General features: G+C 67.2%; 27 protein-coding genes. 12 read left to right on the top strand and 15 right to left on the bottom strand.

All coding sequences use genetic code 11. The features are described 5' to 3' along the window. Positions 1-2 precede the first annotated feature (2 nt). The gene (putA, locus tag NPA30_RS02110) at positions 3-3,083 is read right to left on the bottom strand and encodes a bifunctional proline dehydrogenase/L-glutamate gamma-semialdehyde dehydrogenase PutA (RefSeq protein ID WP_256800676.1); all 3,081 of its coding nucleotides are present in this window, start codon (positions 3,081-3,083) and stop codon (positions 3-5) included. A gap of 120 nt (positions 3,084-3,203) precedes the next feature. Here putA and NPA30_RS02105 point away from each other — a divergent pair, with 120 nt between their 5' ends. From NPA30_RS02105 to choV, 4 genes are all read left to right on the top strand, one after another. Further along, the gene (locus NPA30_RS02105; RefSeq protein ID WP_256800675.1) at positions 3,204-3,659 is read left to right on the top strand and encodes an Lrp/AsnC ligand binding domain-containing protein; all 456 of its coding nucleotides are present in this window, start codon (positions 3,204-3,206) and stop codon (positions 3,657-3,659) included. Positions 3,660-3,882: 223 nt separating this feature from the next. Continuing rightward, entirely contained in the window at positions 3,883-4,827 is a 945-nt protein-coding gene (locus tag NPA30_RS02100; protein WP_256800674.1) for a choline ABC transporter substrate-binding protein, read from the top strand. An 83-nt stretch (positions 4,828-4,910) separates the two neighbouring features. Then, positions 4,911-5,747: a choline ABC transporter permease subunit gene (choW, locus tag NPA30_RS02095; protein ID WP_256800673.1), complete on the top strand. Its 837-nt coding sequence runs from the start codon at positions 4,911-4,913 to the stop codon at positions 5,745-5,747. Further along, positions 5,744-6,793, top strand: a complete 1,050-nt coding sequence (gene choV / locus NPA30_RS02090) for a choline ABC transporter ATP-binding protein (protein WP_256800672.1) — start codon at positions 5,744-5,746, stop codon at positions 6,791-6,793. The genes choW and choV overlap by 4 nt, the downstream gene beginning before the upstream one ends. A 40-nt stretch (positions 6,794-6,833) precedes the next feature. On the opposite strand, the gene NPA30_RS02085 is transcribed toward choV, so the two are convergent. The 9 genes from NPA30_RS02085 to NPA30_RS02045 all read right to left on the bottom strand — a co-directional run bounded on the left by NPA30_RS02085 (position 6,834) and on the right by NPA30_RS02045 (position 18,026). Continuing rightward, positions 6,834-9,140, bottom strand: coding sequence for a putative bifunctional diguanylate cyclase/phosphodiesterase (locus NPA30_RS02085; RefSeq protein ID WP_256800671.1), 2,307 nt, complete (start codon positions 9,138-9,140; stop codon positions 6,834-6,836). 221 nt (positions 9,141-9,361) lie between these two features. Then, positions 9,362-10,129 carry a glutaredoxin family protein gene (locus tag NPA30_RS02080; RefSeq protein ID WP_256800670.1) on the bottom strand — a complete coding sequence of 256 codons (768 nt, stop codon included), beginning with the start codon at positions 10,127-10,129 and terminating at the stop codon, positions 9,362-9,364. An 88-nt stretch (positions 10,130-10,217) separates the two neighbouring features. Continuing rightward, a complete protein-coding gene (locus tag NPA30_RS02075; RefSeq protein WP_256800669.1) occupies positions 10,218-11,222 on the bottom strand; it encodes a dipeptide ABC transporter ATP-binding protein in 1,005 nt (334 codons plus the stop codon). Next, the gene (locus NPA30_RS02070; RefSeq protein ID WP_256800668.1) at positions 11,219-12,292 is read right to left on the bottom strand and encodes an ABC transporter ATP-binding protein; all 1,074 of its coding nucleotides are present in this window, start codon (positions 12,290-12,292) and stop codon (positions 11,219-11,221) included. Before NPA30_RS02070 ends, NPA30_RS02075 begins: the two co-directional genes overlap by 4 nt. Positions 12,293-12,347: 55 nt before the next feature. Then, complete coding sequence (locus NPA30_RS02065; protein WP_256800667.1) at positions 12,348-12,944, bottom strand: hypothetical protein; 597 nt, start codon at positions 12,942-12,944, stop codon at positions 12,348-12,350. A 1-nt stretch (position 12,945) separates the two neighbouring features. Then, positions 12,946-13,887 carry an ABC transporter permease subunit gene (locus NPA30_RS02060; protein ID WP_256800666.1) on the bottom strand — a complete coding sequence of 314 codons (942 nt, stop codon included), beginning with the start codon at positions 13,885-13,887 and terminating at the stop codon, positions 12,946-12,948. A gap of 10 nt (positions 13,888-13,897) precedes the next feature. Then, complete coding sequence (locus tag NPA30_RS02055; RefSeq protein WP_256800664.1) at positions 13,898-14,905, bottom strand: ABC transporter permease subunit; 1,008 nt, start codon at positions 14,903-14,905, stop codon at positions 13,898-13,900. A gap of 252 nt (positions 14,906-15,157) precedes the next feature. Continuing rightward, a complete protein-coding gene (locus NPA30_RS02050; RefSeq protein ID WP_256800663.1) occupies positions 15,158-16,753 on the bottom strand; it encodes an ABC transporter substrate-binding protein in 1,596 nt (531 codons plus the stop codon). A gap of 97 nt (positions 16,754-16,850) precedes the next feature. Then, the gene (locus NPA30_RS02045; RefSeq protein ID WP_256800662.1) at positions 16,851-18,026 is read right to left on the bottom strand and encodes an Mrp/NBP35 family ATP-binding protein; all 1,176 of its coding nucleotides are present in this window, start codon (positions 18,024-18,026) and stop codon (positions 16,851-16,853) included. Here NPA30_RS02045 and NPA30_RS02040 point away from each other — a divergent pair. Further along, complete coding sequence (locus tag NPA30_RS02040) at positions 17,998-18,936, top strand: HugZ family pyridoxamine 5'-phosphate oxidase (protein WP_256800661.1); 939 nt, start codon at positions 17,998-18,000, stop codon at positions 18,934-18,936. The genes NPA30_RS02045 and NPA30_RS02040 overlap by 29 nt on opposite strands. Before the next feature lie 75 nt (positions 18,937-19,011). On the opposite strand, the gene NPA30_RS02035 is transcribed toward NPA30_RS02040, so the two are convergent. The 4 genes from NPA30_RS02035 to NPA30_RS02020 form a co-directional block, all read right to left on the bottom strand. Next, entirely contained in the window at positions 19,012-19,299 is a 288-nt protein-coding gene (locus tag NPA30_RS02035) for a glycine zipper domain-containing protein (RefSeq protein ID WP_372338727.1), read from the bottom strand. Between the two features lie 87 nt (positions 19,300-19,386). Beyond that, a complete protein-coding gene (locus NPA30_RS02030; protein ID WP_256800660.1) occupies positions 19,387-19,677 on the bottom strand; it encodes a hypothetical protein in 291 nt (96 codons plus the stop codon). Between the two features lie 186 nt (positions 19,678-19,863). Further along, the gene (locus tag NPA30_RS02025) at positions 19,864-20,964 is read right to left on the bottom strand and encodes an HWE histidine kinase domain-containing protein (RefSeq protein WP_256800659.1); all 1,101 of its coding nucleotides are present in this window, start codon (positions 20,962-20,964) and stop codon (positions 19,864-19,866) included. 255 nt (positions 20,965-21,219) lie between these two features. After that, on the bottom strand, positions 21,220-22,014 hold the full coding sequence (locus NPA30_RS02020; RefSeq protein ID WP_256800658.1) for a response regulator: 795 nt from the start codon (positions 22,012-22,014) through the stop codon (positions 21,220-21,222). Positions 22,015-22,300: 286 nt separating this feature from the next. Between NPA30_RS02020 and NPA30_RS02015 the strand changes: the two genes are divergently transcribed. The 6 genes from NPA30_RS02015 (at position 22,301) to NPA30_RS01990 (ending at position 24,796) form a co-directional block, all read left to right on the top strand. Beyond that, positions 22,301-22,516: a NepR family anti-sigma factor gene (locus NPA30_RS02015; RefSeq protein ID WP_256800657.1), complete on the top strand. Its 216-nt coding sequence runs from the start codon at positions 22,301-22,303 to the stop codon at positions 22,514-22,516. A gap of 5 nt (positions 22,517-22,521) precedes the next feature. Beyond that, positions 22,522-23,073 carry a sigma-70 family RNA polymerase sigma factor gene (locus NPA30_RS02010; protein ID WP_256800656.1) on the top strand — a complete coding sequence of 184 codons (552 nt, stop codon included), beginning with the start codon at positions 22,522-22,524 and terminating at the stop codon, positions 23,071-23,073. A gap of 128 nt (positions 23,074-23,201) precedes the next feature. Beyond that, on the top strand, positions 23,202-23,603 hold the full coding sequence (locus tag NPA30_RS02005) for a DUF883 family protein (protein WP_256800655.1): 402 nt from the start codon (positions 23,202-23,204) through the stop codon (positions 23,601-23,603). A 26-nt stretch (positions 23,604-23,629) separates the two neighbouring features. Beyond that, positions 23,630-24,079: a hypothetical protein gene (locus NPA30_RS02000; RefSeq protein ID WP_256800654.1), complete on the top strand. Its 450-nt coding sequence runs from the start codon at positions 23,630-23,632 to the stop codon at positions 24,077-24,079. 58 nt (positions 24,080-24,137) lie between these two features. Next, positions 24,138-24,425 carry a hypothetical protein gene (locus NPA30_RS01995; protein ID WP_256800653.1) on the top strand — a complete coding sequence of 96 codons (288 nt, stop codon included), beginning with the start codon at positions 24,138-24,140 and terminating at the stop codon, positions 24,423-24,425. Between the two features lie 59 nt (positions 24,426-24,484). Further along, entirely contained in the window at positions 24,485-24,796 is a 312-nt protein-coding gene (locus tag NPA30_RS01990) for a hypothetical protein (protein WP_256800652.1), read from the top strand. Positions 24,797-24,841: 45 nt separating this feature from the next. Here NPA30_RS01990 and NPA30_RS01985 read toward each other — a convergent pair whose 3' ends face one another. Next, complete coding sequence (locus tag NPA30_RS01985; RefSeq protein WP_256800651.1) at positions 24,842-25,807, bottom strand: diacylglycerol/lipid kinase family protein; 966 nt, start codon at positions 25,805-25,807, stop codon at positions 24,842-24,844. A 210-nt stretch (positions 25,808-26,017) separates the two neighbouring features. Between NPA30_RS01985 and NPA30_RS01980 the strand changes: the two genes are divergently transcribed. After that, positions 26,018-26,179 (top strand): DUF1328 family protein, encoded by a 162-nt coding sequence (locus tag NPA30_RS01980; protein ID WP_256800650.1) that lies wholly within the window; start codon positions 26,018-26,020, stop codon positions 26,177-26,179. The last annotated feature ends 29 nt before the right edge of the window (positions 26,180-26,208 follow it).

Below are 26,208 nucleotides of genomic sequence, written 5' to 3'. Positions count from 1 at the left end.
CGTCAGCCCGCGTCCATCGCGATGAGGCTGGCATTGCCGCCCGCCGCCGCGGTGTTCACCGAGATCACCTGCTCGCGGGCGAACCGCGCGACATAGTTCGGGCCGCCGGCCTTCGGTCCGGTGCCGGAGAGGCCCGAGCCGCCGAAGGGCTGCGAGCCGACGATGGCGCCGATCATGTTGCGGTTGACGTAGATGTTCCCGACGGTGAGCCGCTCGGTCACCTGGCGGATCGTCTCGTCGATGCGGCTGTGAACGCCGAGCGTCAGCCCGTAGCCGGTGCGCTCGATCGCCTCGCAGACCTTGTCGAGTTCGCCCGCCTTCCAGCGCACGATGTGGAGGATCGGCCCGAACACCTCCTCGCCGAGGTCCTCCGGCTTCTTGATCTCGACGATGTGCGGCGCGATCCAGTGCCCGTCCTGCGGCAGGCCGGCCGGCAACGTGCCGGCGAAGGTGACACGCTGCTCGCGCCGCATTCGCTGAAGATGGGCTTCCAGCATCGCCTTCTGCTCGCCGTCGATCACCGGCCCGATGTCGGTCGCAGGATCGGCCGGATCGCCGACCGTCAGCTCCGCCGCCGCGCCCGCGATCATCGCGCCGATGCGATCGGCGACGTCCTCCTGCAGGAACAGGAGCCGCAGCGCCGAGCAGCGCTGACCGGCGGAACGGAACGCCGACAGGATCACGTCGTCCGCGACCTGCTCGGGCAGTGCCGTGGCGTCGGCGATGAGGGCGTTGATGCCGCCGGTCTCTGCGACCAGCGGCGCGATCGCGCTCGGCCGGGCGGCGAGCGCGCGGTTGATGGAAAATGCCGTCTCGGTCGAGCCGGTGAAGGCGACCGCCGACGTCGCGGGGTGGCCGACGAGCGCCGCGCCGGTCGCCCCGTCGCCGGGCGCCAGATGCAGCACCTCCCGGCCGAAGCCAGCCTCGTGCAGGATGTCCACGGCGGCGGCGGCGGTCAGCGGTGTCTGTTCGGCGGGCTTGGCGACGACGACGTTGCCGGCGGCGAGCGCCGCGCCGACCTGCCCCATGAAGATCGCCAGGGGAAAGTTCCAGGGCGAGATCGCCACGACGACCCCGCGCGAGCGATAGATCAGGCGGTTGTCCTCGCCCGTCGGTCCCGGAAGGGCGACGCCCTGCGCGAACAGCCGCTCGGCCTCGTCGGCGTAGAAGCGGCAGAAATCCACGGCCTCCCGAATTTCGGCGACGGCATCGTCGATCGTCTTGCCGGCCTCGCGGGCGAGAAGCGCCAGCAGCCGACCGCGCTGAGCCTCCATCGCGTCGGCGGCCTGGCGCAGGGCGCTCGCCCGCTCGGCTGCCGGCACCCGTCCCGCCGCAGCCACGGCCTTGGCGGCACGCGCCATCACGGCGGACGCGGCGGATGCGTCGAGCCCGCGGCTCGTGCCGACCTTCGATCCGTCGGCCGGCGAGCGGATCTCCGTCGCCGTGCCGTCGCCCTCGCCGACCGCGAGGTCACGAAGGCGCGCCTGGTCCCGCTCCGACAGGAGCGCCGCCAGCGCCCGCCGGTCGCCGAACTCGACGCCGCGCGAGTTCGTGCGACCGCCGAAGAGCTGCAGCGGCAGCTTGATCGCGGGATGGCGCACCGGCGCCTTCTTCAGGAGATCGCGCGGATGTTCGAGCAGCGCCTCCACAGGCACGTCGGAGTCGCCGACGCGTGCCACGAAGGAGGAGTTGGCGCCGTTCTCGAGGAGCCGCCGCACCAGATAGGCGAGAAGGTCACGGTAGCCGCCGACCGGCGCGTAGATGCGGCAGGCGACCTCGCCCTTGATGCTTTCCCGCACCGCCTCGTAGAGCGCCTCCCCCATGCCGTGCAGGCGCTGGAACTCGAAGCCGGACGGCTTGGCGCCGGCCATTTCGAGAATGGTCGCGACGGTCAGCGCGTTGTGGGTGGCGAACTGCGGATAGAGCCGCGGCCGCTTGTCGAGCAGCGCCTCGGCGCAGGCGAGATAGGAGAGATCGGTCGCCGCCTTGCGGGTGTAGACCGGAAAGTCGTCGAGCCCGCGCTCCTGCGCGTGCTTGACCTCGGAGTCCCAGTAGGCGCCCTTGACGAGGCGCACCATCATGCGAATGCCGGCGCTGGCGGCCAGCGCGTCCACATGGTCGATCACGGCGAGCGCGCGCTTGCCATAGGCCTGGATGGCGAGCCCGAAACCGTCCCAGTCGCGGAAGTCCGCGCGTCGCACCACCGCGTCGATGACGTCGAGTGACAGCTCCAGCCGGTCGGCCTCCTCGGCGTCGACCGTGAGGTTCAACTGGTAGGACTTCGCCTTCTCGGCGAGCTCGGCGAGCTTCGGCACCAGTTCCGCCAGGACGCGCTCGCGCTTCACCGCCGAATAGCGCGGATGCAGCGCCGAGAGCTTGACCGAGATGCCCGGCCGGTCGGGCAGTGCCTTGTTGCCGGCCTTGCGCCCGATCGTCTCGATCGCGTCGGCATAGCTTTTGAAGTAGCGCTCCGCGTCGGCGGCGGTGCGGGCGCCCTCGCCCAGCATGTCGTAGGAGTGGCGGTAGCCCTTCTTCTCGAAGCCGCGGGCCCGCTCCAGCGCGTCCTCGATAGTCTCGCCGAGCACGAAGTGCCGGCCGAGAAAGCGCATCGCCTGCTTCGTGGCGGTGCGCACCGCCGGCGCGCCGATCCGCTTGACGAGGCCGCGCATGACGCCGGACGGCGTCTCGCCCGGCCGGATGATGCGGGCCGAGACGCCGAGCGCCCAGGCCGAGGCGGCGGTCAGCATGCGGTCCTCGGCGCCCTCGCGCGTGTCCCAGCCGCCGGCGCCGATCTTGTCCTCGATCAGGCGGTCCTGCGTATGCGGGTCGGGCACGCGCAGGAGCGCCTCGGCCAGCACCATCAGCGCCAGGCCCTCACGGGTCGACAGGCCGAACTCGCGCAGGAAGTCCTCGACGCCGCCGATCCCGCCGGCCCCCTTGCGGATGGTCTCGATGAAGCCGCGCGCCCGCCGCTCGACCTTCGCCTCGTCGGTGTCCCATCGCTGTGTCCGCTGCAGGAGGTCGGCGACGACCTTGGCTTCGTCGGGCGCGTAAGGGGCGGCAAAGGGCAGCGGTGCGGACATGGCAGGCTCCGGTTCGTCAGGCGCAGATGTAGCAAAAACCGCAGCGGTTGATCTCGCCAATGAAACGGGCTTCAACCGTCGAAATCACCACTAGCACCCCGTTGGGCGAAGAAATTCACGATGCTCGACCCGAAGGACCGCCAGATCCTCCGCCAGCTGCAGGCCGATGGCCGGCTGACCACCCTGCAGCTCGCCGAGCGCATCCACCTCTCGCCGACGGCCACCGCCGAGCGGGTCAAGCGGCTGACCCGTGAGGGCTTTATCCTCGGCTACGGCGCGCGCCTCTCGCCCGAGAAGCTCGGGCGCGGCCTCATCGTCTTCGTCGAGGTCAAGCTCGACCGCACCAGCGACGACGTCTTCGGACAGTTCGCCGAAGCGGCCAAGGCCAATCCGGACATCATGGAGTGCCACATGGTCGCCGGCGGCTTCGACTACCTGATCAAGGCCCGGGTCGCCGACATGAGCGCCTATCGCAGCTTCCTCTCCGAGGCGATCCTCAACCTGCCGGGCGTGCGCGAGACCCACACCTACGCCGTCATGGAGGAGATCAAGAACACCGGCAGCATCAGCCTCTGACGGCAGCGACGTGCACGATACGGGGCCGTATACGCGGCCGCTTCAGCGAAGCTCCGGCGCAGATGTCGGGTGGACAATCGATGATGTCGCCATCATACAAGCGCGGTGGCGACTCCCCGCCAAGACTGCTGCGATCCTGGGCTTGCCCAATCGCACCGCAGCAGCGCGCTCCATTCATGCGGCCTGGCACGCCGCCTGCCCAAAGCCAGCAACGGAGGATCACATGCAGATCAGCAAGACCATTCTGGCGGCCGCCGCCGCCCTCGCTCTTTCGACCGGCGCCAGCATCGCCGACGACGCCTCCTGCTCGCCGGTGCGCTTTTCGGATGTCGGCTGGACCGACATCACCGCGACGACGGCGCTCGCCAGCGAGATCCTGCAAGGGCTCGGCTATGAGACCAACACCAAGATCCTGTCGGTGCCGGTCACGTTCGCATCCTTGAAAAACAAGGACATCGACGTCTTCCTCGGCACCTGGATGCCGTCCATGGAAGCCGACGTTCGGAAATATCTCGACGACGGCTCGGTCGAGGACATCAACACCAACCTCACCGGCGCCAAGTACACGCTCGCCGTGCCGCAATATCTCTACGACGAGGGCCTGCACGACTTTTCCGACATCGCCAAGTTCAAGGACAAGCTCGACGACAAGATCTACGGCATCGAGCCCGGCAATGACGGCAACCGCCTGATCCTCGACATGATCAAGGACGACAAGTTCGGGCTGAAGGGCTTCGATCTCGTCGAGTCGTCCGAGCAGGGCATGCTCGCGCAGGTCGCCCGCGCCAACCGCTCGAAGCAGCCGATCGTCTTCCTCGGCTGGGCGCCGCATCCGATGAACAAGAACTTCGAGCTCGCCTATCTGTCCGGCGGCGACGACGTCTTCGGCCCGGACTTCGGCGGCGCCACCGTCCACACCGCCGTGCGCAAAGGCTACGAGACCGCCTGTCCGAACGTCTTCAAGCTCCTCAAGAACCTCACCTTCTCGCTCGACATCGAGAACGCGGTGATGGCCACCATCCTCGACGACGGCAATCAGCCGGACGCCGCCGCCAAGGCCTGGCTCGGCGAGCATCCGGATCAGCTCTCGACCTGGCTCGATGGCGTCACGACGCTCGACGGCAAGGACGGGCTCGCCGCCGTGAAGGCCCATCTCGGGCAGTCCTGAGCCTCACCCTCTCCTCAAAGCTCAGGCGGCGGCCGTTCCGGCCGCCGCCTGTCCGGTGACACACGCGGAAGGCGCGCTTCCCCTTGCAATGGCTTGAAGACCATCACCTGCCGATCGGCACCTACGCGGCCGCCTTCGTCGACTGGCTGACGCTCAACTTCACCTTTGTCTTCGACGCGCTGCAACGGGCGCTGTCGACCTTCATCGACGGCATCCTGTTCGTGCTGCAGTGGCCGCATCCCTTCGTGGTGGTCGCCGCTTTCGCGCTGATCGCCTTCGCGATGCGGCGCTCGTTCGCGGTCGCCGCCTTCACCGCCGCCGGCTTCCTGCTGATCATCAATCTCGGCTACTGGAAGGAGACGACCGAGACGCTGGCTCTCGTCATCGCCGCCACCGCCGTCTGCATGATCATCGGCGTGCCGCTCGGGGTCGCAGCGGCGCGGCGCGACTGGGTCTACAAGATCCTGCGGCCGATCCTCGACCTGATGCAGACGATCCCGACCTTCGTCTACCTCATCCCGGCGCTGATCCTGTTCGGGCTCGGCATGGTGCCCGGCCTCGTCGCCACCGTCATCTTCGCCCTGCCCGCCCCGATCCGCCTGACGCGGCTCGGCATCGCCTCGACGCCGACCCAGCTTCTCGAAGCCGGGGAGTCCTTCGGCGCGACCTCGATGCAGCGGCTCCTCAAGATCGAGATCCCCTACGCCCTGCCGCAGATCATGGCCGGCCTGACCCAGACCATCATGCTGTCGCTGTCGATGGTGGTGATCTCGGCGCTCGTCGGCGCCGACGGGCTCGGCAAGCCGGTGGTGCGCGCGCTGAACACGATCAACATCGGCATGGGCTTCGAGTCGGGCCTCGCCATCGTGCTTCTCGCCATCATCCTCGACCGCTTCTTCCGCATCGAGGAGAACCGATGAGCGCCCCCGCCGTCCGCTTCGACAACGTCTCGATCATCTTCGGCAAGAAGCCGCAGAGCGCCCTGCCCTACGTCGATCAAGGACTCAGCCGCGAGGCGGTGCGCGAGAAGAGCGACTGTCTGATCGGCGTCGCCGATGCGACGCTCGACGTCGCGGCCGGCGAGATCGCCGTGCTGATGGGTCTGTCCGGGTCGGGCAAGTCGACGCTGCTGCGCGCCGTCAACGGGCTCAACGCGGTCACCCGCGGTCGTGTTCTCGTCGACACCGGCAAGGGGGCAGTGGATCTCGCGCAGTGCGGCCGGCAGCGGCTGCGCGAGTTGCGACGCCACGAGGTGGCGATGGTGTTCCAGCACTTCGCGCTGCTGCCCTGGCGCACGGTCGCCGAGAATGTCGGCCTCGGGCTCGAGCTCGCCGGCATGAGCAAGCGCGATCGGCGCGCCCGCGTGATGGATCAGCTCGAGACGGTCGGCCTCGCCGACCGCGCCGACAGCCGCGTCGGCGAACTCTCCGGCGGCATGCAGCAGCGCGTCGGCCTTGCCCGCGCCTTCGCCACCGACGCGCCGATCCTCCTGATGGACGAGCCTTTCTCCGCGCTCGACCCGCTGATCCGCGCGCGGCTGCAGGACGAGCTGCTGGAGATCCAGGCCAAGCTCCGGAAGACCATCGTCTTCGTCAGCCACGACCTCGACGAGGCGTTCAAGATCGGCAACCGGATCGCGATCATGCAAGGCGGGCGCATCGTCCAGCACGGCACCGCGCAGGACATAGTGCTGCGGCCGGCGAACGACTACGTGTCCGAGTTCGTCGCCCACATGAACCCGCTCAACGTCCTCACCGCCGGCGACGTGATGCGTCCGATCGCCGACGGCGCCGGGCCCTCGCGGGTGGCTCGTGTCGCCGAACCAGGGACGCCGCTGCGCCTCGTCATGGCGGCGATCGGCGACGATCGCGGCGACGTCGTGGTGTCGAAGGGCGGGCGGATCCTCGGCAAGATCGGCCCTGCCGAGATCGTCGGCGCGCTGAACCGGCATGGGCCGGGCGGCTGAGCACGCGCGCAGCACCGGCCTCTTCTCCCGTCCACGGACGTCAGGCGGCGTAGCGGCGGTCCATGATGTCCCAGAGATCCGCGGCCGGCCTCGGCCTGCTGTAGAGGAAGCCTTGGAACTCGTCGCAGCCGGTGATGCGGAGCTGTTGGGCCTGCTCGGCGGTCTCGACGCCCTCGGCGGTGACCGTCATGCCGAGGCCGACGGCGATGTCGTGGATCGCCCGGACGATCACCTGGCTGTCCGGCCGGCTGTCGAGATCGCTGACGAAGCAGCGGTCGATCTTAATCTTGTCGAAGGGGAAACGACGCAGGTAGCTGAGCGAGGAGTAGCCGGTTCCGAAGTCGTCGAGCGCCACGCGCACGCCGAGCGCGCGGATGCGCCGGAGGCTGTCGAGCGCGGCATCGGCATCGTCGATCAGGATCGTCTCGGTCACCTCGAGTTCGAGGCGGCTCGGCGAGAGACCCGACAGCGTCAGCGCCGCAAGGATCCGCTCGGGCAGGTCCCGGTCCTTGAACTGCACCGGCGAGATGTTCAGCGACACCCGCTGCCCGCCCTGCCAGGTCGCCGCCTGCCGGCATGCCTCCTCGATCACCCACGCGCCGATCGGAACGATCAGACCGCTTTCCTCGGCAAGCGGTATGAAGTCGGCCGGCGGAACCAGGCCGCGCGTCGGGTGCTGCCAGCGGATCAGGGCCTCGCAGCCGGTCACGACGCCGGTCCTGGCGTCGATGAAGGGCTGGAAGTAGAGCCGGAGTTCCTCGCGTGCCACGGCGACGCGCAGCGCCTGTACGAGGCGCTGGCGCTCCTGGAGCTGCTGGTCCATCTCCGCTGCGAAGAAGCGAAAGGTTCCGCGCCCGCCCTGCTTGGCGCGGTAGAGCGCGGCGTCGGCGCTCTTGGTGATCTCCTCGCGGCTGGCGCCGTCCACCGGCGCGATGGCGACGCCGACACTGGCGCCGACGGCGACGGTGTAGCCATCGATCGTCAGCGGCTCGGCGATCACCTCGAGGATGCGCCGGCAGAAGCTCTCCACCGACTCCTGGTCGTGCCGGAGGGTCTTGATCGCGAACTCGTCGCCTCCCAGCCGCGCGATGAAGTCGTTGGCGCCGAGCAGTCGGCGCAGCCGCCGCGCCACCTCCATCAGGAGCGCGTCGCCGACCGGATGCCCATAGCAGTCGTTCACCGGCTTGAAGCCGTCGAGATCGAGGCTGATCAGGGCAAAGGCGCGGTTCGCCGCGAAGGCGCGGTCGAGCACCGCCGCGAACTGCGCGCGGTTCGGCAGATCGGTCAGCGGATCGTGGTGGGCGAGGTGGATGACGCGCGCCTCGGCACGCTTGGCGGCGGTCACGTCGGCCATCACGCCGCGATAGCCGATGAAGCGGCCCTCGACGAAGACCGGCCGCCCGGACAGGTTGAACCAGCGTTCCTCGCCCGCCGATCCGCAGCACACCACCATGTCGCGGAACGACTGGCGGGCGACGACCGCGTCGCGCAGCCGCACCTGTCCTACCGCAGCCTCGCCTCCGGACGAGCCGGCGAGCAGCACCTCCAGACTCGAGGCGCGAAGCGCGGCATCGCTCATGGCGAAGGCATCCTGGAACCGTCGCGAGGGCTCGACGAAGCGCATGGCGGCATCGGTCTGCCAGAGCCAGTCGCTCGACTGGTCCTCGTGCTCACGCAGCAGCAGGCCGATGACCTCGGTGTTCTGCTCCAGATCGAGCTGCTGGACGACGGAATGCCGGAACAGCTCCGAGTGCTGGCGGATGATGTGGATCGCACCGCCGACGCCGCAGGCAAACAGCGCCATCAGCATGCCGCGCTGCCAGTCGAGCCCGGCATAGAACCCGGCGGCGACGGCCAGCACCAATTCGACCAGCATGAAGGCGATGGCCGCGCCGAACACCGGGGCGAAGACGAAGCAGCCGCTCCAGAACGTGCCGAGCGCGAGCGCCAGCATGAACGCGAAGCTGAGGCCTTCGCTCTGCATCGACACGAAGACCGGAAGGCTCGTCATCACCAGCGAGGACAGGGCGGCCCAGGCGATCAGCTGGCGCTCGGCTGCCCTCCCCATCGGGCTTGGCGTACGGCCGATGGTCCGGCGCATTACCGCGAAGCGGATGGCACAGAAGCCCAGCACGCAGAGATACCAGGCGAGGATCGTCCCGCCCCACTCGCGGTGGAACAACACCGTGGCGAAGGTGGCGGCGACGCCGAACGAAACGAGGCCCCGCTCGGTGTTCTGCTCGACGGCAAAGATCTGCCGGCCGCGCAGAAGGTCGTCGTGCCCCTGGCCTGCATCGGCCGCAGACCGCTCGTTCACCGGCGCTGGCATGCCGTTTGCAAGGTCCAATGGAGCGCCTCCGGTGACGCATTCGCGCCGGACTGGGCGGGGAAATTGACCTGCAATCTAGATGGCGGGAGCTAATAAAGTGCTCACTTACCAATGAGAATGGTGGGCAAACCACCCGGCCTGTACGAAGGCGTTCTCCAGTCGCCTCGTCAGGAGCGCGAGCGGCCATCCGCGGCGTAGTCGGGCCTGGATTGGATCTGCCGCGCTCGGGCGCCGGACGATCAGAACAGCATCCGGCCGCCCATCCAGAGCGCCATCGCGACCATCATCACGTTCTCGGTCAGCGACACGAAGCCGAGCGGCACGTTGCTGTCGCCGCCGACGCAGGCGCATTTCAGTTCGCGCTTCTGGACGTAGACTGCATAGAACACCGACACCGCACCCACAGCGCCGATGAACAGCGCCACGGGGGCCGCAAGCCAGGTCAGCGCACCGGCGATCATCAGCACACCGGCCAACCCTTCCGCATAGGGATAGACCCGACCGTAGGGCACCCATCGCTGCGCCAGGAGATCGTAGCCGAGGAACATCGTGGCGAAGCTCTCGACGTCCTTCAGCTTCTGCAGTGCCAGCAGGCACATCGAGATGGCGATGAACCACTCGGCCGCGCGCACCGTCAGAAGCGTCCCGAAGGCCGCCCAGCTGGCCGCCAGCGCCATAAGCGCCGCCATCGCGAACAGCGCGATCACCGGCCGATAGGTCACCGCCTTCGGATCGCGCACCGGCTTGCCGAAATGTTGGCGCAGGTCGTCATAGCCACCGACCCGCTGCCCCCCGATGAAGGTCTGCGGCGTCGTCCGGACGTCGTGCTCGGCCTTGAACGCGTCGGTCTCGGCGCGCGTCGTCAGCCAATGGTCCTCGACCGCGTAGCCCTGGCGCTTCAGCAGGTCGAGCGACTTCAGCCCATACGGGCAGGTGTGCTTCTCCATCACCATGCGGTAGAGCACCGCCGTCTTGGCAGCACCCGGCTTTTCCAACGTCTGCAGCATGCCTCGGCCTTTCTGTCTATCCACCGACAGATGGGGCTTCCAGCGGCTGGAAGGTCAAGGGCAAGGCCGTGAGTGCGGTGCTCCGGATCTAGGCTTCGGCATGCTCGCGCGGCGACGGCGGCGGCAGGCGTCCCTCCTCCACCGCGAAGCAGGCGACCATCGTCTTGCCGTGGCGCTTCAGCGTCGGCCGCTCGGTGCGGGTGCGCTCGTCGGCGAACGGGCAGCGCGGGTTGAAGGCGCATCCCTTGGGCGGATTGAAGGGGGACGGCAGTTCGCCCACCAGCTTCGCGCGCTCGCCGCGCTGGCCCGGCCGCGCCGCTGGCGTCGCCGCGAGCAGCGCGCGGGTGTAGGGATGCTGCGGGTCGGTGTAGAGCGTCTCGACGGGGGCGATCTCGATCGGCCGGCCGAGATACATCACCATCACCCGGTCGGCGACGTGCCGGACCACCGACAGGTCGTGGCTGATGAAGATGTAGGTGAGCCCCAGCCGCTCCTGCAGGTCGGCGAGGAGGTTCAGGATCTGCGCCTGGATCGAGACGTCGAGCGCCGAGACCGGCTCGTCGAGGACGAGGATCTTCGGCTCCAGCGCGATGGCGCGTGCGACCGCGATGCGCTGGCGCTGGCCGCCGGAGAACATGTGCGGGTAGCGGTTGTAGTGCTCGGGGCGCAGGCCCACCTCGGCCAGCAGCTTCTCGGCCTTCGCCCGTCGTTCGGCGGCCGACAGGTCGGTGTTGATCTTCAGCGGCTCCTCGATGATCGCGCCGACCTTCTGGCGCGGGTTGAGCGAGCCGTAAGGGTTCTGGAAGACGATCTGCACCGTCGAGCGCAGCCGCTTCAGCTCAGCCGCCCCGGCGGTCGCGACATCGATGCCGTCGATGGTGAGCGTGCCGCTCGTCGGCGTCTCGATCATCGTCAGCATGCGCGCCAGGGTCGACTTGCCGCAGCCCGACTCGCCGACGATCGCCAGCGTCTCGCCGGCCGAGACCTCGAAGCTCGCCTCCTGCACCGCCTTGAGATCGGCCGTCGGGCGGAAGGCACCGCGGGAGATGGAATAGGTTTGGCCGACCTTGTCGGCGATGACGATGGGGCTCATCGAGCCGCTCCCCTCATGTCGGGCGTGATGTCGGACGGGCGGGCGCCGCCTTCGAATCCGGCGAGACCGTCCGGTCCGAAGCCCGGCGGGATGTCCTCTGGCCGACGCGGGTCGGCGCCGAGCGGATAGTGGCAGAGCGCTTCGCCGAGTTCGCGCGGCTGGCGCGGCGGCTGCACCGTGCGGCAGCGCTCGTCGGCCTTCGGACAGCGCGGGTTGAACAGACAACCGGTCGGCCGGTCGCCCTGCCCCGGCACCACCCCCGGGATCGTCGGCAGCCGGCCGCCGCGCGCCCGCTCTGGCATCGCGGCGAGCAACGCCGCCGTATAGGGGTGCCGCGGCTCGTCGAAGAGATCGACCACCTGCTGCCGCTCGACCTGAGTGCCGGCATACTGGACCACGACGCGGTTGGCGGTCTCGGCGATCACGCCCATGTCGTGGGTGATCAGGATCATCGCCATGCCGCGCTCGCGCTGCAGGTCGAGCAGCAGGTCGAGGATCTGCGCCTGGATCGTCACGTCGAGCGCCGTCGTCGGCTCGTCGGCGATCAGCAGCTTCGGCTCGCAGGCGATCGCCATCGCGATCATCACGCGCTGGCTCATGCCGCCGGACAACTGGTGCGGAAAGGCCCGCATGCGCCGCTCCGGCTCCGGGATGCCGACCTTGCGCAGCAGCTCGAGGGTCCGCTCGCGCCGCGCCGCCTTGTCGAGACCGAGATGCTCGCGCAGCGTCTCGCCAATCTGCTGGCCGACGGTGAAGCACGGGTTGAGGCTGGCGATCGGCTCCTGAAAGATCATCGCCATGTCCTTGCCGATGATCTTGCGCCGCTCGCGCCGCGACAGGCCGCGCAGGTCGCGGCCCTGGAAAGCGATCTCGTCGGCGGTGACGGTGGCGGTGGGCGGCAGGAGGCCCATCAGGCCGAGCATCGCCACCGACTTGCCGGAGCCGGACTCGCCGACGATGCCGAGCACCTCGCCGGGCTCGACCGATATGTCGACACCATCGACGGCCTTGAACGGGCCGGAGGCCGTCCGGAACGTGACGGAGAGGTTGCGGATGGAGAGAAGGGACATCGCTCTTACATCACAGACTTGGAGGGCATATATTGGCGACGAACGGAAAGATGCGTCATGACCTCGACGAAGCCTCAACGTCCGAAGCCGATTGCTGGGCCGACGGGTCCGCGGCCGATCTACTAGCCAGCGCGCTGGACCGCGGGTCCAGGGCGAGCATCGCATCGCGCCCCAACGCGGCGGCGTAGCCTCGCAGGGCGAGGTAGTCCTCGATCATCGCAAGCTTCTGCTCCGCCTTGAGCTGCTGGAACCGCTCCGAGCGGAGATCCTCGGCAAATTGCGCGATGACGTTCTGTTGCCGGTAGAACAGGACGACCGGATCGATCACCGCGTTCGGCAAGATCGAGATCTCCTTCACGACGGCCTCATAGAGCGGCGCACCCGGCTCGCGCGGCACGAAAGGCGTGTGTGCGGGATCGGCGGACAGCTGAGACCTCGCGCCGACCATCACCTGCGCCGGATCGTACTGCCCGAGATGGAAGACCATGGAGCGGATCTCGGCGAGCAGCGCCGTCTGGACGTCGCGCACCCGTTCCCGCCGGCGCCGGCGCTCGAGTCCGTTCGCCGTGCGCCAGCTCACATACCAGCCGATCGCGGCGATCAGCGACGAGATGACGGCTGCCGTGACGGCGGGTCCGAGCCATTCGCCCACCTCAACTCCGCTTGAGCTTCGGGTCGAGCGCGTCGCGCAGGCCGTCGCCGACGAGGTTGATCGCGAGCACCGTGATCAGGATCGCCAGCCCCGGGAAGGTCACGACCCACCAAGCGCGCAGGATGAACTCGCGCGCCTCGGCGAGCATCGTGCCCCATTCGGGCGTCGGCGGCTGTGCGCCCATGCCGAGGAAGCCGAGTGCCGCCGCATCGAGGATGGCGTTCGAGAAGGACAGCGTCGCCTGCACGATCAGCGGCCCGAGGCAGTTGGGCAGGATCGTCACGAGCATCAGCCGCAGCGGGCTCGCGCCGACGACGCGCGCCGCCGTGACGTAGTCGCGCTGTTTCTCGGCCATCACCGAGGCGCGGGTCAGCCGGACGAAATGCGGCTGCAGGACGAGGGCGATCGCGATCATCGCGTTGACCAGGCCTGGCCCGAGCACCGCCACCAGCACCAGCGCCAGGAGCAGCGAGGGGAAGGCGAGGATCACGTCCATGACGCGCATGATCGCGGTGTCGAGCCAGCCGCCGACATAGCCGGCGATGAGGCCGACGGCGATGCCGACGGTGACGGCGATCACCACCACGAGAACGCCGATGAACAGCGAATATTGCGAGCCGTAGATCAGCCGCGAGAGGATGTCGCGCCCGACCGCGTCGGTCCCGAGTAGATAGGCCGTGCTGCCGCCATCCTGCCAGAAGGGCGGCACCAGCAGCGCGTCGCGGTTCTGCGCGATCGGCGAGTGCGGCGCGATCAGCGGCGCGGCAAAGGCGATCAGCACGACGAGGCCGAACACCACGAGGCCGACCAGCGCCCCGCGATTCTCGCTGAAATAGGACCAGAACTCGGCCAGCATCTGCCGGCGCACGCTGCGCTTCGCTCGCCTGGTCGGGATGTCGGCCCCGACCCCTTCGGCCGCTTCCTGGGCTTCGATATGGCTCATTTGGACCTCCTCAGCGTGCGCGCACGCGCGGATTGATCACCCCGTAAAGGAGATCCACCACCAGGTTGACGATCATGATCATCATCGCGATCAGCAGGAGCCCGCCCTGCACCACCGGATAGTCGCGGCGGAACACCGAATCGACCATCCACTTGCCGATCCCGGGCCAGGAGAAGATCGATTCCGTCAGGATCGCGCCGGCGAGCAGCACGCCGACCTGCAGGCCGATCGTGGTGACGACGGGAATGAGCGCGTTGCGCAGCGCATGCAGGCCGATGACGCGGTAGGTCGAGAGGCCCTTGGCCCGCGCCGTGCGGACATAGTCCTCGCCGAGCACCTCCAGCATCGCCGAACGCGTCTGCCGGGCGATCACCGCGAGCGGGATCGTCGCCAGCACCACCGAGGGCAGGATGAGATGCGAAACGGCGGAAGCGAAGGCGCCCTTTTGACCGGAGGCGAGCGCGTCGATCAGCATGAAGCCGGTGCCGTTGGTGAAGAAGAATTCGTAGCCGATGCGGCCCGAGACCGGCGTCAGCTTCAGGACGCTGGAGAACAGGATGATCAGCAGCAGGCCCCACCAGAAGATCGGCATCGAATAGCCGACCAGCGCCGCCCCCATGACGCCCTGGTCGAACCACGAGCCACGCTTGGCGGCCGCGATGACGCCTGCGGGAATGCCGAGCGCGACGGCGATCACGATCGCGCAGAGCGACAGCTCGACGGTCGCCGGAAACAGCGTGAAGAACTCGCCGACGACGCCGCGCTTGGTCACGATCGAGGTGCCGAAGTCACCGTGCAGCAGGCCCCACAGGTAATCCAGGTACTGGATCACGATCGGCCGATCGTAGCCGAGCTGGTGCATGATCGCGGCGTGCCGCTCCGGCGCCATCACGCGCTCGCCCGACATCAGCTGCACCGGATCGCCGGGCAACAGCCGGATGAAGGAGAAGGCGACGATGGAAACCCCGATGAAGGTCGGGATCAGCACCGCAATGCGGGAGAGAAGAAAGCGCTGCATCGGTCCTGTCTGACGGCGTCCGGCTCCCCTTCGGGAGAACGTATCGAGCGGTTCGGGAAACGGATCCCAAGGCCGCCCGATCGGGCGGCTGCGGGCGAAGGCCGCTTGAAAGCAGATTTCAGCACGGATTTAAAGCGATTCAAAAGACCGCTTCCGCAGGCGGTCGCATCTGATCCGCAGATTTTTCTCCGGCCGGAACGAGAATGGGGCGGCAAAGGCCGCCCCATCCGGTGATCGTCGCGGAGCCCGCGCTTACTCGGCGATGTCGACGCCGTCGAAGCGGTGGTAGCCGAGCGGGTCCTGCACGAAGCCGGTGACCTGCTTGCGCATCGGCATGAAGACCTTGGAGTGGTCGATCGTCAGCCAGGGCGCCTTTTCCTTGAACACGACCTGAGCCTGCTCGTAGAACTTCGCGCGCTGCTCCTGGTCGGAGGCCTGCTTGGCCTTCTTCACCAGATCGTCGAACTCCTTGTCGCACCACTGCGCGCGGTTGTTGCCGCCGACCGCGTCGCAGCCGAGCAGGGTGTCGAGGAAGTTGTCCGGATCGCCGTTGTCGCCGGTCCAGCCGAGCATGACGGCGCCGTCGCGGTCCTCCGCCTTCGACTTCGAGAGATACTCGCCCCACTCGTAGGAGACGATCTCGGCGTTGACGCCGATCTTCTGCAGGTCGGCCTGCATCAGCTCGGCCGCACGCCGGGCGTTCAGCATGTAGGGGCGGCTGACCGGCATCGCCCAGATCTTCATCGACAGGTTCTCGACGCCGGCGTCGCTCAGCATCTTCTTGGCCGCGTCCGGATCGTAGGCGTCGTCCTTCACCGCGTCGTTGTAGGACCACATCGTCGGCGGGATCGGGTTCTTCGCGACGGTGGCCGCGCCCTGGAACACCGCGTCGACGATCGCCTGCTTGTTGATCGCCATGTTCAACGCCTTGCGCACCTCGACCTTATCGAAGGGCGCGATCTTGGTGTTGTAGGCGAGATAGGCGACGTTCAGGCCTTCCTGCGACAGGACGGTCAGATCGGAGTTCTGCTGCATCGAGGCGACGTCGGCCGCGTTCGGATACGGCATGATCTGGCACTCGCCGGCCTGCAGCTTCTGCGCGCGCACCGACGCATCCGTCGTGATCGCGAAGATCAGGTTGTCGAGCTTCTCCTTGCCGGCCCAGTAGTCGGGATTGGCCTGGTAGCGGATCACCGCGTCCGGCTGGTAGGCGACGAACTGGAAGGGGCCGGTGCCGAGCGGCTGCTGGTTGAGGAGCTCGGTCTTGCCGTCCGCCTCGAGCTTGTCGGCATACTCCTTCGACATGATCGACGCGAAGTCCATCGCGAGGTCGGCCATGAACGGCGCCTCGGGTCGGCTGAGGGTGAACTTCACCGTCAGGTCATCGACCTTCTCGATCGAGGTGATCAGGTCCGGGAAGCCCATGCCGTCGGCATACTCCCAGCTCGCGCCGTTGACGTACTTGTTCCAGGGGTTGTCCGACTTCAGCTGGCGTTCGAACGAGAAAATGACGTCGTCGGCGTTCAGCTCACGGGTCGGGGTAAAGAAGTCGGTGGTCTGGAACTTGACGCCCGGCCGCAGCTTGAACGTGTAGGTCTTGCCATCGTCCGAGATGTCCCAGGATTCGGCGAGGCCCGGCTCGATCTCCGTCGATCCGTGCTTGAACTCGACCAGCCGGTTGTAGACCGTGCGCGAGGCGGCGTCGAAGGTGGTGCCGGCGGTGTAGAGCGCCGGATCGAAGCCTTCGGGAGAAGCCTCGGAGCAGTAGACCAGCGTCTTCGCGGAGGCGGCCGACCCGAGCGTCAGCGCGATCGCCGAGGCCGCAAGCAGCTTCGTCATCATCTTCATGGTGGGTAACTCCCTGGAATAGGCGCGGGAGCTCTGGCTCCCTGCGCGCGCATCCCACAAAATTTGCAGTTGGGATGCAAGCCTAATCGTTTTGCATTCACTCGAATACGATGCGCGGAGCCGCGGCGTGGTTAAGACCCTCGATGCCGGCGAGCGTCTTCGCGGCGATATCGGCGAAGACCTTCGCATGCGGCCCTTCGGGCTCGCACGCGACGATGGGCGAGCCGGCGTCCGACGTCTCGCGGATGCGCATGTCGAGCGGCACCTCGCCGAGGAACGGCACGCCGAGGCGGTCCGCCTCGCGCCGCGCGCCGCCATGCCCGAAGACGTCGTGGCTGGTGCCGCAGTTCGGACAGACGAAATAGCTCATGTTCTCGACGATCCCGAGCACCGGCACATCCACCTTGCGGAACATCGCGAGACCCTTGCGCGCGTCGAGGAGCGCCAGGTCCTGCGGCGTCGACACGATGACGGCGCCCGCGAGCGGCACCTGCTGGGCCATCGTCAGCTGCGCGTCGCCGGTCCCGGGCGGCATGTCGACGACCAGAAGGTCGAGCGTGCCCCATTCGACCTCGCGCAGCATCTGCGTCAGCGCCGACATCACCATCGGCCCGCGCCAGATCATCGGCGTCTCCTCGTCGACGAGGAAGCCCATGGACATCGCCTTCAGACCGTAGGCCTCCAGCGGCAGCATGGTCCGTCCGCCCGCGCTCTTTGGCTTGTCGCGGATGTCGAGGAGGCGTGGCACCGAAGGCCCGTAGATGTCGGCGTCGAGGATACCGACCTTCAGGCCGAGCGCTGCGAAGGCGAGCGCGAGATTGACTGCCGTGGTCGACTTGCCGACGCCGCCTTTGCCGGATGCCACCGCCACGATCTTGTCGATGCCTGGCACGCCGGGCTTGCCCGCCGCAGGCCGCGCCGCGGCCGGAGGAGCGCCCGAGGCGGGCGCCGGACGACCGCCCGGCGCGGCGGGACGAACCGGCGGACGCGGCGGCGGCGCAGTGCGTCCCGCTCCGCCGCCGGCGCGTTCGGCCGTCAGCGCCACCATGGCCGAAGCGATGCCCGCGATGCCGGCCACCCGCTGCTCGATCTCGCGCCGGAACGGCTCGAATCGCTCGGCCTCGTCGCTCGCGACCGACAGCGAGAAAAACGCCTTGCCGTCGGCGATGAAGATGTCGGACACCATGCCGCGCGAGACGACGTCGCCCTTGCCGTCCGGCGGCTGCAGGCCGCGCAGCATCTCGATGATCTCGGTCTTCTGCGCCTCGCTCATGCGCTGTCTCCTTCGGCGTCGGATGCGAGGGCATAGAACCTTTTGCCCCGGGCCGAAAGCGGCCGCCCGACTTTGCCCTGCGGCCGCACGGCCGGTTGTCTTGCGCGGCGACTTCTTGCCAGATGGAACTGACGCGCCTCGTAGCAGGTCAGTGATGAGCGATCCCGAGCTTCGACAAGTCCCAGACGAAACGGTGCGGCGACAGGTTCGCAGCCTCCTGCGGACCGCCAGGGCGGCGACCCTCGCCTCGCTGGAAGCGGGCACCGGCCATCCGCAGGCGACACGCGTCGCCCTCGCGACTGACTTCGACGGCAGTCCGCTGCTCCTCGTTTCGCGGCTGTCCGCTCATACGTCGGCGCTTCTCGCCGAGACGCGCTGTTCGCTGCTCGTCGGCGAGCCCGGTAAAGGCGATCCTTTGGCTCATCCACGCCTGACGGTCTTCGGGCGAGCCCTCCCCGTCGAGCGCGACGACCCGCTGCATGCCAGGGCGCGCCGGCGGTTTCTGGCCCGGCAGCCGAAGGCCGAGCTGTATGTCGACTTTCCCGACTTCCTGTTCTTTCACCTCACCGTCACCCGTGGCGCTCTGAACGGCGGTTTCGGCCGGGCGTCGGACCTGGCCTCCGGCGATATCGTCGACGAGGGCGCGAACGACCTTGTGGACGCGGAGAACGCGGTTTCGGCGCACATGAACGGCGACCATGCCGATGCCGTGGACGCGATCGCTGCGCATCGCGTCGGCATGGCGGAGGCGGGCTGGCGGCTGGCAACGCTGGACATGCGAGGTTTCGAGCTTCTTCGCGGCGACCGGCTGGCGCGCGTGGAGTTTCTGACACCGGTGCGCACCCTCGACGACGTTCGCGCCGCCTTCGTGGGATTGACTGCAGAGGCCAGGGAAACAAAGCGCTCGTGACGAGAGCAGCAGCTCAAACGAAAAGAGGGCCGCCAACCGGCAGCCCTCCGAGCTAGGCAATGAACCGTTATTCGTTCAACGATAGCCTGACGGGCAGTCCGCGACGTACCGACGGCCGCGACGGTCACGATAGACGCACTGGCCCGGATTGCCTGCCGAGGCACCGATCAGAGCGCCAGCAGCGGCGCCGATACCTGCACCCACCAGGGCGCCCGAACCGCGACCCGTCACACCGCCGCCGATTGCGGCGCCGGCAAGCCCGCCGATCGCGGCCCCGGTTCCGGTATTGCGCTCCTGCGTCGTGCAGCCCGCGGCGCCAAGGGTCAATGCCGCCGTTGCGGCGATCATTAGCTTCTTCATCATCGAATGCCTTTCACTCGGTACCGAAGTGTCCCTGGCGTCAAACTTCTGCGTCCGGCGGTTGGTTCCATTGCCGACCAAAGAGTTCGATCACCGGGAGGCGACGACCTGAGGGGCTGCATCGAAGCTGACGAGGAGTTGTCCCGACTTGCTGATCGCCCAGTCGATCGTCGAGGCCCGCTGGAACATGTCCTCGTCGACAGCCTTGCAGGTACCGAACACCTTGTTGTCCGATGCCCCGCTGATCCGGATCTGCATGTTCAGGTCCTGCGTGCACTCGGCCACGCTCTCGTAGGCCGGCACCGAGACAGGAATTTCCTGACAGACAGAAAGATCGCCGTTGCATCCGACGAGCAACATGAACGCTGCCACGTGTTCCATGATGTTCTCCTTCGGGTAGGAAACTGCCGAAGGGGAAGACGGTTCCGCGAGGTCCGCAACTCTTGCTGTGCGGGAGCTTAAGCGATGCTTGTGCAGGGTGGCGTCAGAGAACGCTGTCGCGGGCAGGCCTGGCCGGCGCACCCGGCCGGCCCCCACACAGTCGGGCAGCGGCGGGCGATGCTCGACTCAGCCGTGCAGCGTGCCGCCCGAAATCGACTCGAACTGCGAGTCGGGGATCAGCAGCGTGTAGCGGATGCCGTCGGCGTGATAGTCGAGGCGCGCCTCACCGCCGACGGAGTTCGGGACGATCCGCTCGAGCGTCGAGGTGCCGAAGCGGCTGTCGCGCTCGCCTTTCACCCGTGGGCCCGCCGTCTCCAGCCAAGTCAGTTGAAGATAGACCTCGCTGTCCTTTTCCACCAACCCGGCCGAAATGCTGACGCGACCGCCCGGGACTGACAATGAGCCATAGGACGCCGCATTGACGGCGAGTTCGTGCAGGGCGAGCCCGACATGCAGCGAGGCGGTCGGAGAAAGATAGACATCCGTTCCGGCGAAACCGACCTGCTCCATGCCGTCGGGGGCGTAACGCTCCACCTGGGTGCGCACCAGGCTCATCAGGTCCGCCCCGCGCCAGTCGGCGTCGGTGACGATATCCTGCGAATAGGCCAGCGACTGGATGCGGCCACGGAACCGCACCAGGAACTCCGGCACGGTGATCGAGTGGCGGGCCGTCTGGCTGGCCAGGCTCTGGATGATGGCGAGGAGGTTCTTGGAGCGATGCGAAAGTTCGCGCAGGAGCGTCTTCAGCGTCTCCTCGCGGCGCTTCTGGTCGGTGATCTCAATCGACGTGCCGAGGATCCCGCTGACCGTCCCATCGTTGTCGCGGTCGACGTCCACGCGAATGTCAAACCACCGGGTGCTGGAGCCGGAAATCGTGGAGAGCTCGAACCGCGCTGGCCGCTGCGTGCGCAGAACCTCGCGCTTCAGCACGGTGGCACGCTCGGCAGCAACCCCCGATAGAATGTCGGCGTCTTGCCGTCCTTCCGCATCGGAGGGCAGCCAGGACTCATCAGCGTTGAACACCCAAGTGTATCGCAAATCGCGATCTTGGGCGAACAATGCCAATTCAGTGCCGGCAAGCGCCTTCAACGCCTTCAACGCAACCATCTTGCGACGCTCGGAGCCCTCGTCTGCGGCGCTTGACCTGAAGATGTCCTCCGAGCCGCCCAGTGGCTGCGCGAGGGGCATCTTCACGTCGAACGCCGACGCATCAGGATCGATTGCCATGACGACCGGGGATCGGCGGGGTTGCCACGACGCCCCCCACGCTACGAGAAGGGTGCATGGTGGACTGCAGCACGGCGCTCTCCCGAAGCGGTGATCGGTCGGATGTCGTCACGGCGACATCCGCACTAACGGCCCGACCATCGAGGGGTTCCGCCCTGCCGGGGCGAAAAGCGGTTAACCTGCAACTGCATAGGAGAGGGAAAGCCGTTCGGACGCGCGCCGCTCGGCGCGGCGCGCGTCGACGTGAGCCTGGACTCAGGCCGCGGCCCGCTTATCGACCTCGAAGAACAGCGCCTGGCTGATCAGCGCCTTCACCATGTCGGGGTTGAAGGGCTTCGTCACCAGGAAGGTCGGCTCGGGCCGCTCGCCGGTCAGAAGACGCTCGGGAAACGCGGTGATGAAGATCACCGGGACAGACACCTGGGCGAGGATGTCGTTCACCGCATCGATGCCGGAGCTGCCGTCGGCGAGCTGAATGTCCGCCAGCACCATACCGGGCTTCTGCTGGCCGAACAGCGCGATCGCCTCCTTATGCGTGCGCGCGATGCCGGTCACGCGGTGCCCGAGGCTCTCCACCATCTGCTCGATATCCATCGCGATCAGCGGTTCGTCCTCGATGATCATGATGTCGGTGGAGACCTGACGGCCGATGTCCGCACTGGCCTGGTCGATGAGCTTCGAGAAGCCCTCCTCGTCGACCTGCAGGATGTTGCCCGCCTCGCCCGTGGTGAAGCCTTCGACGGCGACGAGCAGGAAGGCTTGGCGCGGCAGCGGCGAGATCGCCTTCAGATTGCGCGACGTCCGCTCCTCCCAGGCCGAGACGGGAGCATCCTCGCGGATGTTGACGTCGAGGGACTGCCACAGCGACGAGAACAGCCGGTAGAGTGCAATTCGCGGGCTCTCGTTGGTGTCGAACAGGCTGGGATCGGCAATCAGGGCTTCCAGAACGGCAGCGACATAGGCGTCGCCGCTCGCCTGCGAGCCGGTCAGGGCACGGGCATAGCGCCGCAGAAACGGAATATGCGGCGCAATGCGAGATGACATCGACATGAAAACTCCCCTCGTGTCGACCTTACCAAAGGCTGCGGCAGTCGGGAGCCGCATTGGGCTCCAAACGCACTACGGCTTATTTAGTTCCTGCGGCTGGAACCAGAAGGGGGAGCAGGCTGTTTCAATACCTTGCGTCCCACGGTCGCGGTTCGGCATTTCGTAGCGTACGCGATGCCAAGGCTTGCTGCCGCGCCCCATATGTACATCTAGAGGCAACGGACGCGATGGAGGCGGGCCTCCGCCGCGGGGTTGGCAAGGTGTGGCGCAGGCCTGCGTGAGAGGGCGAATGAGCGAACGTAAAACCGAGGATGAGACCTTGCAGAGTACCGTTGCAGACCATCAGTCGCGACAGCCCCAGGAACTGGGCCCGAACTCCGTGATCGGCCGGCGTCTCAAGGCATACTACGACGACGTCGCGAGCGAGCCGGTTCCCGATCGGTTTCTCCTCCTCCTCGACGCTCTCGACCAGGCCGAGAGTGGCTCGTCGAGCGATCGCGGGTAAGCGCCATGACCCAGGACCTCGAGTTCCGGCGCGAACTGATCTCCATTATCCCGAACCTGCGTGCCTTTGCGGCGTCGCTCGCCGGCTCGTTCGATCGGGCCGACGATCTGGTCCAGGAGACCCTGGTGAAGGCGTGGGACAAGCAGCACACCTTCCAGCCGGGCACCAACCTGAAGGCGTGGCTGTTCACGATCCTGCGCAACGAGTTCTACACGCAGATGCGCAAGAAGGGCCGCGAGGTGCAGGATGTCGATGGCATCCATGCCATGCAGATGGCCGGCCATCCCGAGCAGCAAGGCCACCTCGACCTGCAGGATTTCCGCAAGGCACTGGACCAGCTGCCGGACGATCAGCGCGAGGCCTTGATCCTGATCGGTGCCTCCGGCTTCTCCTACGAGGAGGCTGCGGAGATCTGCCAGTGCGCAGTCGGTACGATCAAGAGCCGCGTGTCGCGCGCCAGAACCCGCATCGCCGACCTCCTCGGCATCCAGGGCGACGGCGAGTATGGCCCGGACTCGATCTCCTCGCAGATCATCGGCGTCGCGCCCGCTGCATAAACTCTCCCCACGGCACGCTCACTGGCGTGTCGTGTAATCAGGCAGTGGTTGCGTAGTCGGCTATTTTTCGGCATCCGCTGGAACCGTATCTGTTCCCGGCTATTTCCCTGCCGAACCGTCCGAGCGACTTGCGTGCCGAGCCCCGGACCCTTCCTCCAGTGCAGGATTACATCATGCCGTCCGATCTTCCTCAGAACGATGTCGAAGCGAAGCTGCGCAAGACCCAGGCCGACGCTGAGGTCGCCGGTTCTGATCTGGAGCAGCAGGTCTCGCGGCTGCGCGAGGACGTCGCTGGCGTCGCCGACGCGCTGAAGGCGCTGGCGTCGGAGCGGGCCGAAGATGCCCGCAGTCAGGCCTACGCCCTCCGGGATGAAGTGCGCGAGCGCGGCGAGCGCTACGTCCGCCAGGCGCAGGACGCTGCTTCCGAACTCGAGGCCCAGCTGAGCGAGCGGATCCGTGCCGAGCCGATCAAGAGCGTCCTGATCGCGGCGGCATCGGGCTATCTCTACGCCCGCCTGTTCCGTCGCTGACGCCCGGCGAGGCAGGCGGAGGCACGATGATATCGGTCATTCTCACAAAGGTGCTGACGGGCGAGATCGGGGTCTTCCTCGCTCGGCTCAAGCGCGTGGCGTTCCTCTACGCCGTCATGGCGATCTTCGCCCTGCTGATGCTCGGGTACCTGCTTGCGGCGCTGTTCATCTTCATCGCGAGCTATCTGGGCGGCCTCTATACGGCGCTCGCCTTCGCAGGCGGCTGTCTCGTCATCATACTGTTCACCTACATTCTGCTCGTTCTGGCAAGACGCCCGGCGAAGCGGCGTGCGGATGACCGCCTGCAGCGCGACATCGCGTCCGTTGCCGGCGTCGCGGCCTTGTCCAACGCGCCGCAGATCCTGCGGAGCATGGGAGGCCGGAAGGGCATGATCCTCGTACCGGCCGCTGCCGTCGGAGGCTTCGCGCTGTACTCGGTGATGTCGATGCTGCGCCGCGATCCGGACGAAGACTGAGCATCGCTGGATCGAACGGACAGCCGGTGCGTTCATCGACACTGGCATGGAGTTTCATATGACGCCTCCCCACCTCAACGAAGACGAGGCCCGCCAAGGCGAGCGCGGCACCCCGGTGTTGCGCGTCCTCATTGCGGCGATGGTCATCGCTGCCATCGTCTTCCTCGGCCTGATCCTGTACTACAATTACGCGTTGCCGGACGATACGATTCCCTCGCCGACGACCGGAAGCGACGTCGAGACGGTATCGCCGCAACCTTCGACTCCTGCGGAGAACGGGCAGACGACGGTGACGCCCGACCAGTCGAATGCCGAGCCGGGCGCTGCGCCCGCGACGGCTAACTGATCGGTCCCGCCCCCGCCCGCCCGCTCGGGCGCGTCTTTCCGTCGACAGGAGCATGGTTGATGACGATCGATGACAGCGACCCCGCCGGAAGGCGCGAACCGCATCTGGACGCGGCGACTGCGGCGGAGATCGAGGCGATCGTCGACGATCCGCTCCTGCCCCCGCTGGAGCGGCACGCTCGGCTGCAGGCGATCGCCGACCGCCTCGGCGAAGCGGCAGGAGACGATGTGCAGTACGCGCCGCTGCAGCTGCAGCTCGAGCGTGCATTCGCACTCCTGGCCGAGGGTGGCCATGACTACTCCGGCGCCGCCGGCGCTGAGGCCGAAGCCGAAGCGGACGCAGAGGCACTCCTGCCTACTCCGAACCGGTAAGGTTCTGCGGTCGATGCGGCATCCGCAGCAGGCGTGCCCGCTGCGTTATCGCGCGGAGGCAAATCGCCCCGTTGCAGATGTGCCGGATGCTTGGTCGCGGTTGAGATAGGTCGCGTCCGCCGGCACCACGACGCGAAGGGCTCCCGCTTCAAGCCGGATGCGGGTCACGCGGTAGAGGTTTTCGATCTCCCCGTCCTTGATCATGCGCTTGTGCAGACGCTTGCCGTTGTAGGTGAGCGTCACCTCGCGGCTCTCGTAGACCGTCAGGCACGGGTTGCGCCGCCACGATCCCATCGCAATGTCGAAGGTGAGCCGGGCGATCGACCGCGGGTCATGGCTCTCGCAGACATAGATGCCGAGCGCCCCGCCCTGTGGATCGTCGGCAAACGGCAGGTGCCCATCTCCATACACGTTGTTGGAGATCGCCACGCCGGGTGTGCGCAGCCGTCTCACCTGCCCGTCCACCTCCAGTTCGACGTCGAAGCTCGGCGGGCGACGAATGGCGAGCAGGACGGCGCGGGTCGTCGCCAAAATCTTGCCCAGCCGCGTTCCGTAGTGAAACCGCTCGCGGAACCGCACCATCCGAGCGTGCAGTCCAACGGCCAGCTGATGAACGAAGGGCGCACCATTGGCGGTTGCATGGTCCACCCTCGCCAGCCGACCGCCTGCAAGCGCTGCGACGGCCCGCCGAAGATCCATCGGGATCTGCAGGCTCCGGGCAAAGAGGTTCATGGTTCCCGCCGGCAGGATCGCGAGCGCGATGGGCGTCCCGGCCGTCAAGCTTGCGGCAAACGACACGGTCCCGTCCCCGCCCCCCACGAGAAGACAATCGATATCCTCCCGATCGGCCACCTCGCGCAGTGTTCGGGGCAGCTCGGCCCCGGCGACGACCTTGATCTCGACCGTGTGACCGTGCAGCGAGAACTCGTCCCTGATGAGTTGCTGGAGCCAGTCGAGATCGGTGGTGCGCAGCGTTCCTCCGTCACGGTTGAGGATCGTCACCACCTTCATCACCAACTCCAGTCACCGCCTGCAGGAAGCCGCAACTGCGGCCGCTCCACCGGATATAGGGCATCGACCGGCGAACTTCGCGCCCTCCTTTGACGCGGCACGAAGTCGGGAGGCCATCCTCTGCCCGGCCGGGAACTGGAGGCGCGCCTTGTCCGTTCGTGGATGGCTAAGCAACCTCGCTCCGACGAACGCCAAGGGAGAACTCGTAAAGTGCTGAAATGGATCATCATTCTGCTGATCGTCGCGGCGATCGCCAGCCTTCTCGGCTTCCGTGGCGTCGCCGGCGCGTCGGCAGGCATCGCGAAGATCTTGATCTTCATCGTACTTCTCGGACTGCTGCTGCTCTTCATCTTCGGCGTGATCATCGTCTGAGGAGTGCTGCAGGGCGACTTCGAGCGCGC

It is taken from the genome of Mangrovibrevibacter kandeliae, assembly GCF_024519155.1.
GTDB lineage: Bacteria > Pseudomonadota > Alphaproteobacteria > Rhizobiales > Rhizobiaceae > Mangrovibrevibacter > Mangrovibrevibacter kandeliae.
This window is presented reverse-complemented; position numbering and strand designations above follow the sequence as displayed.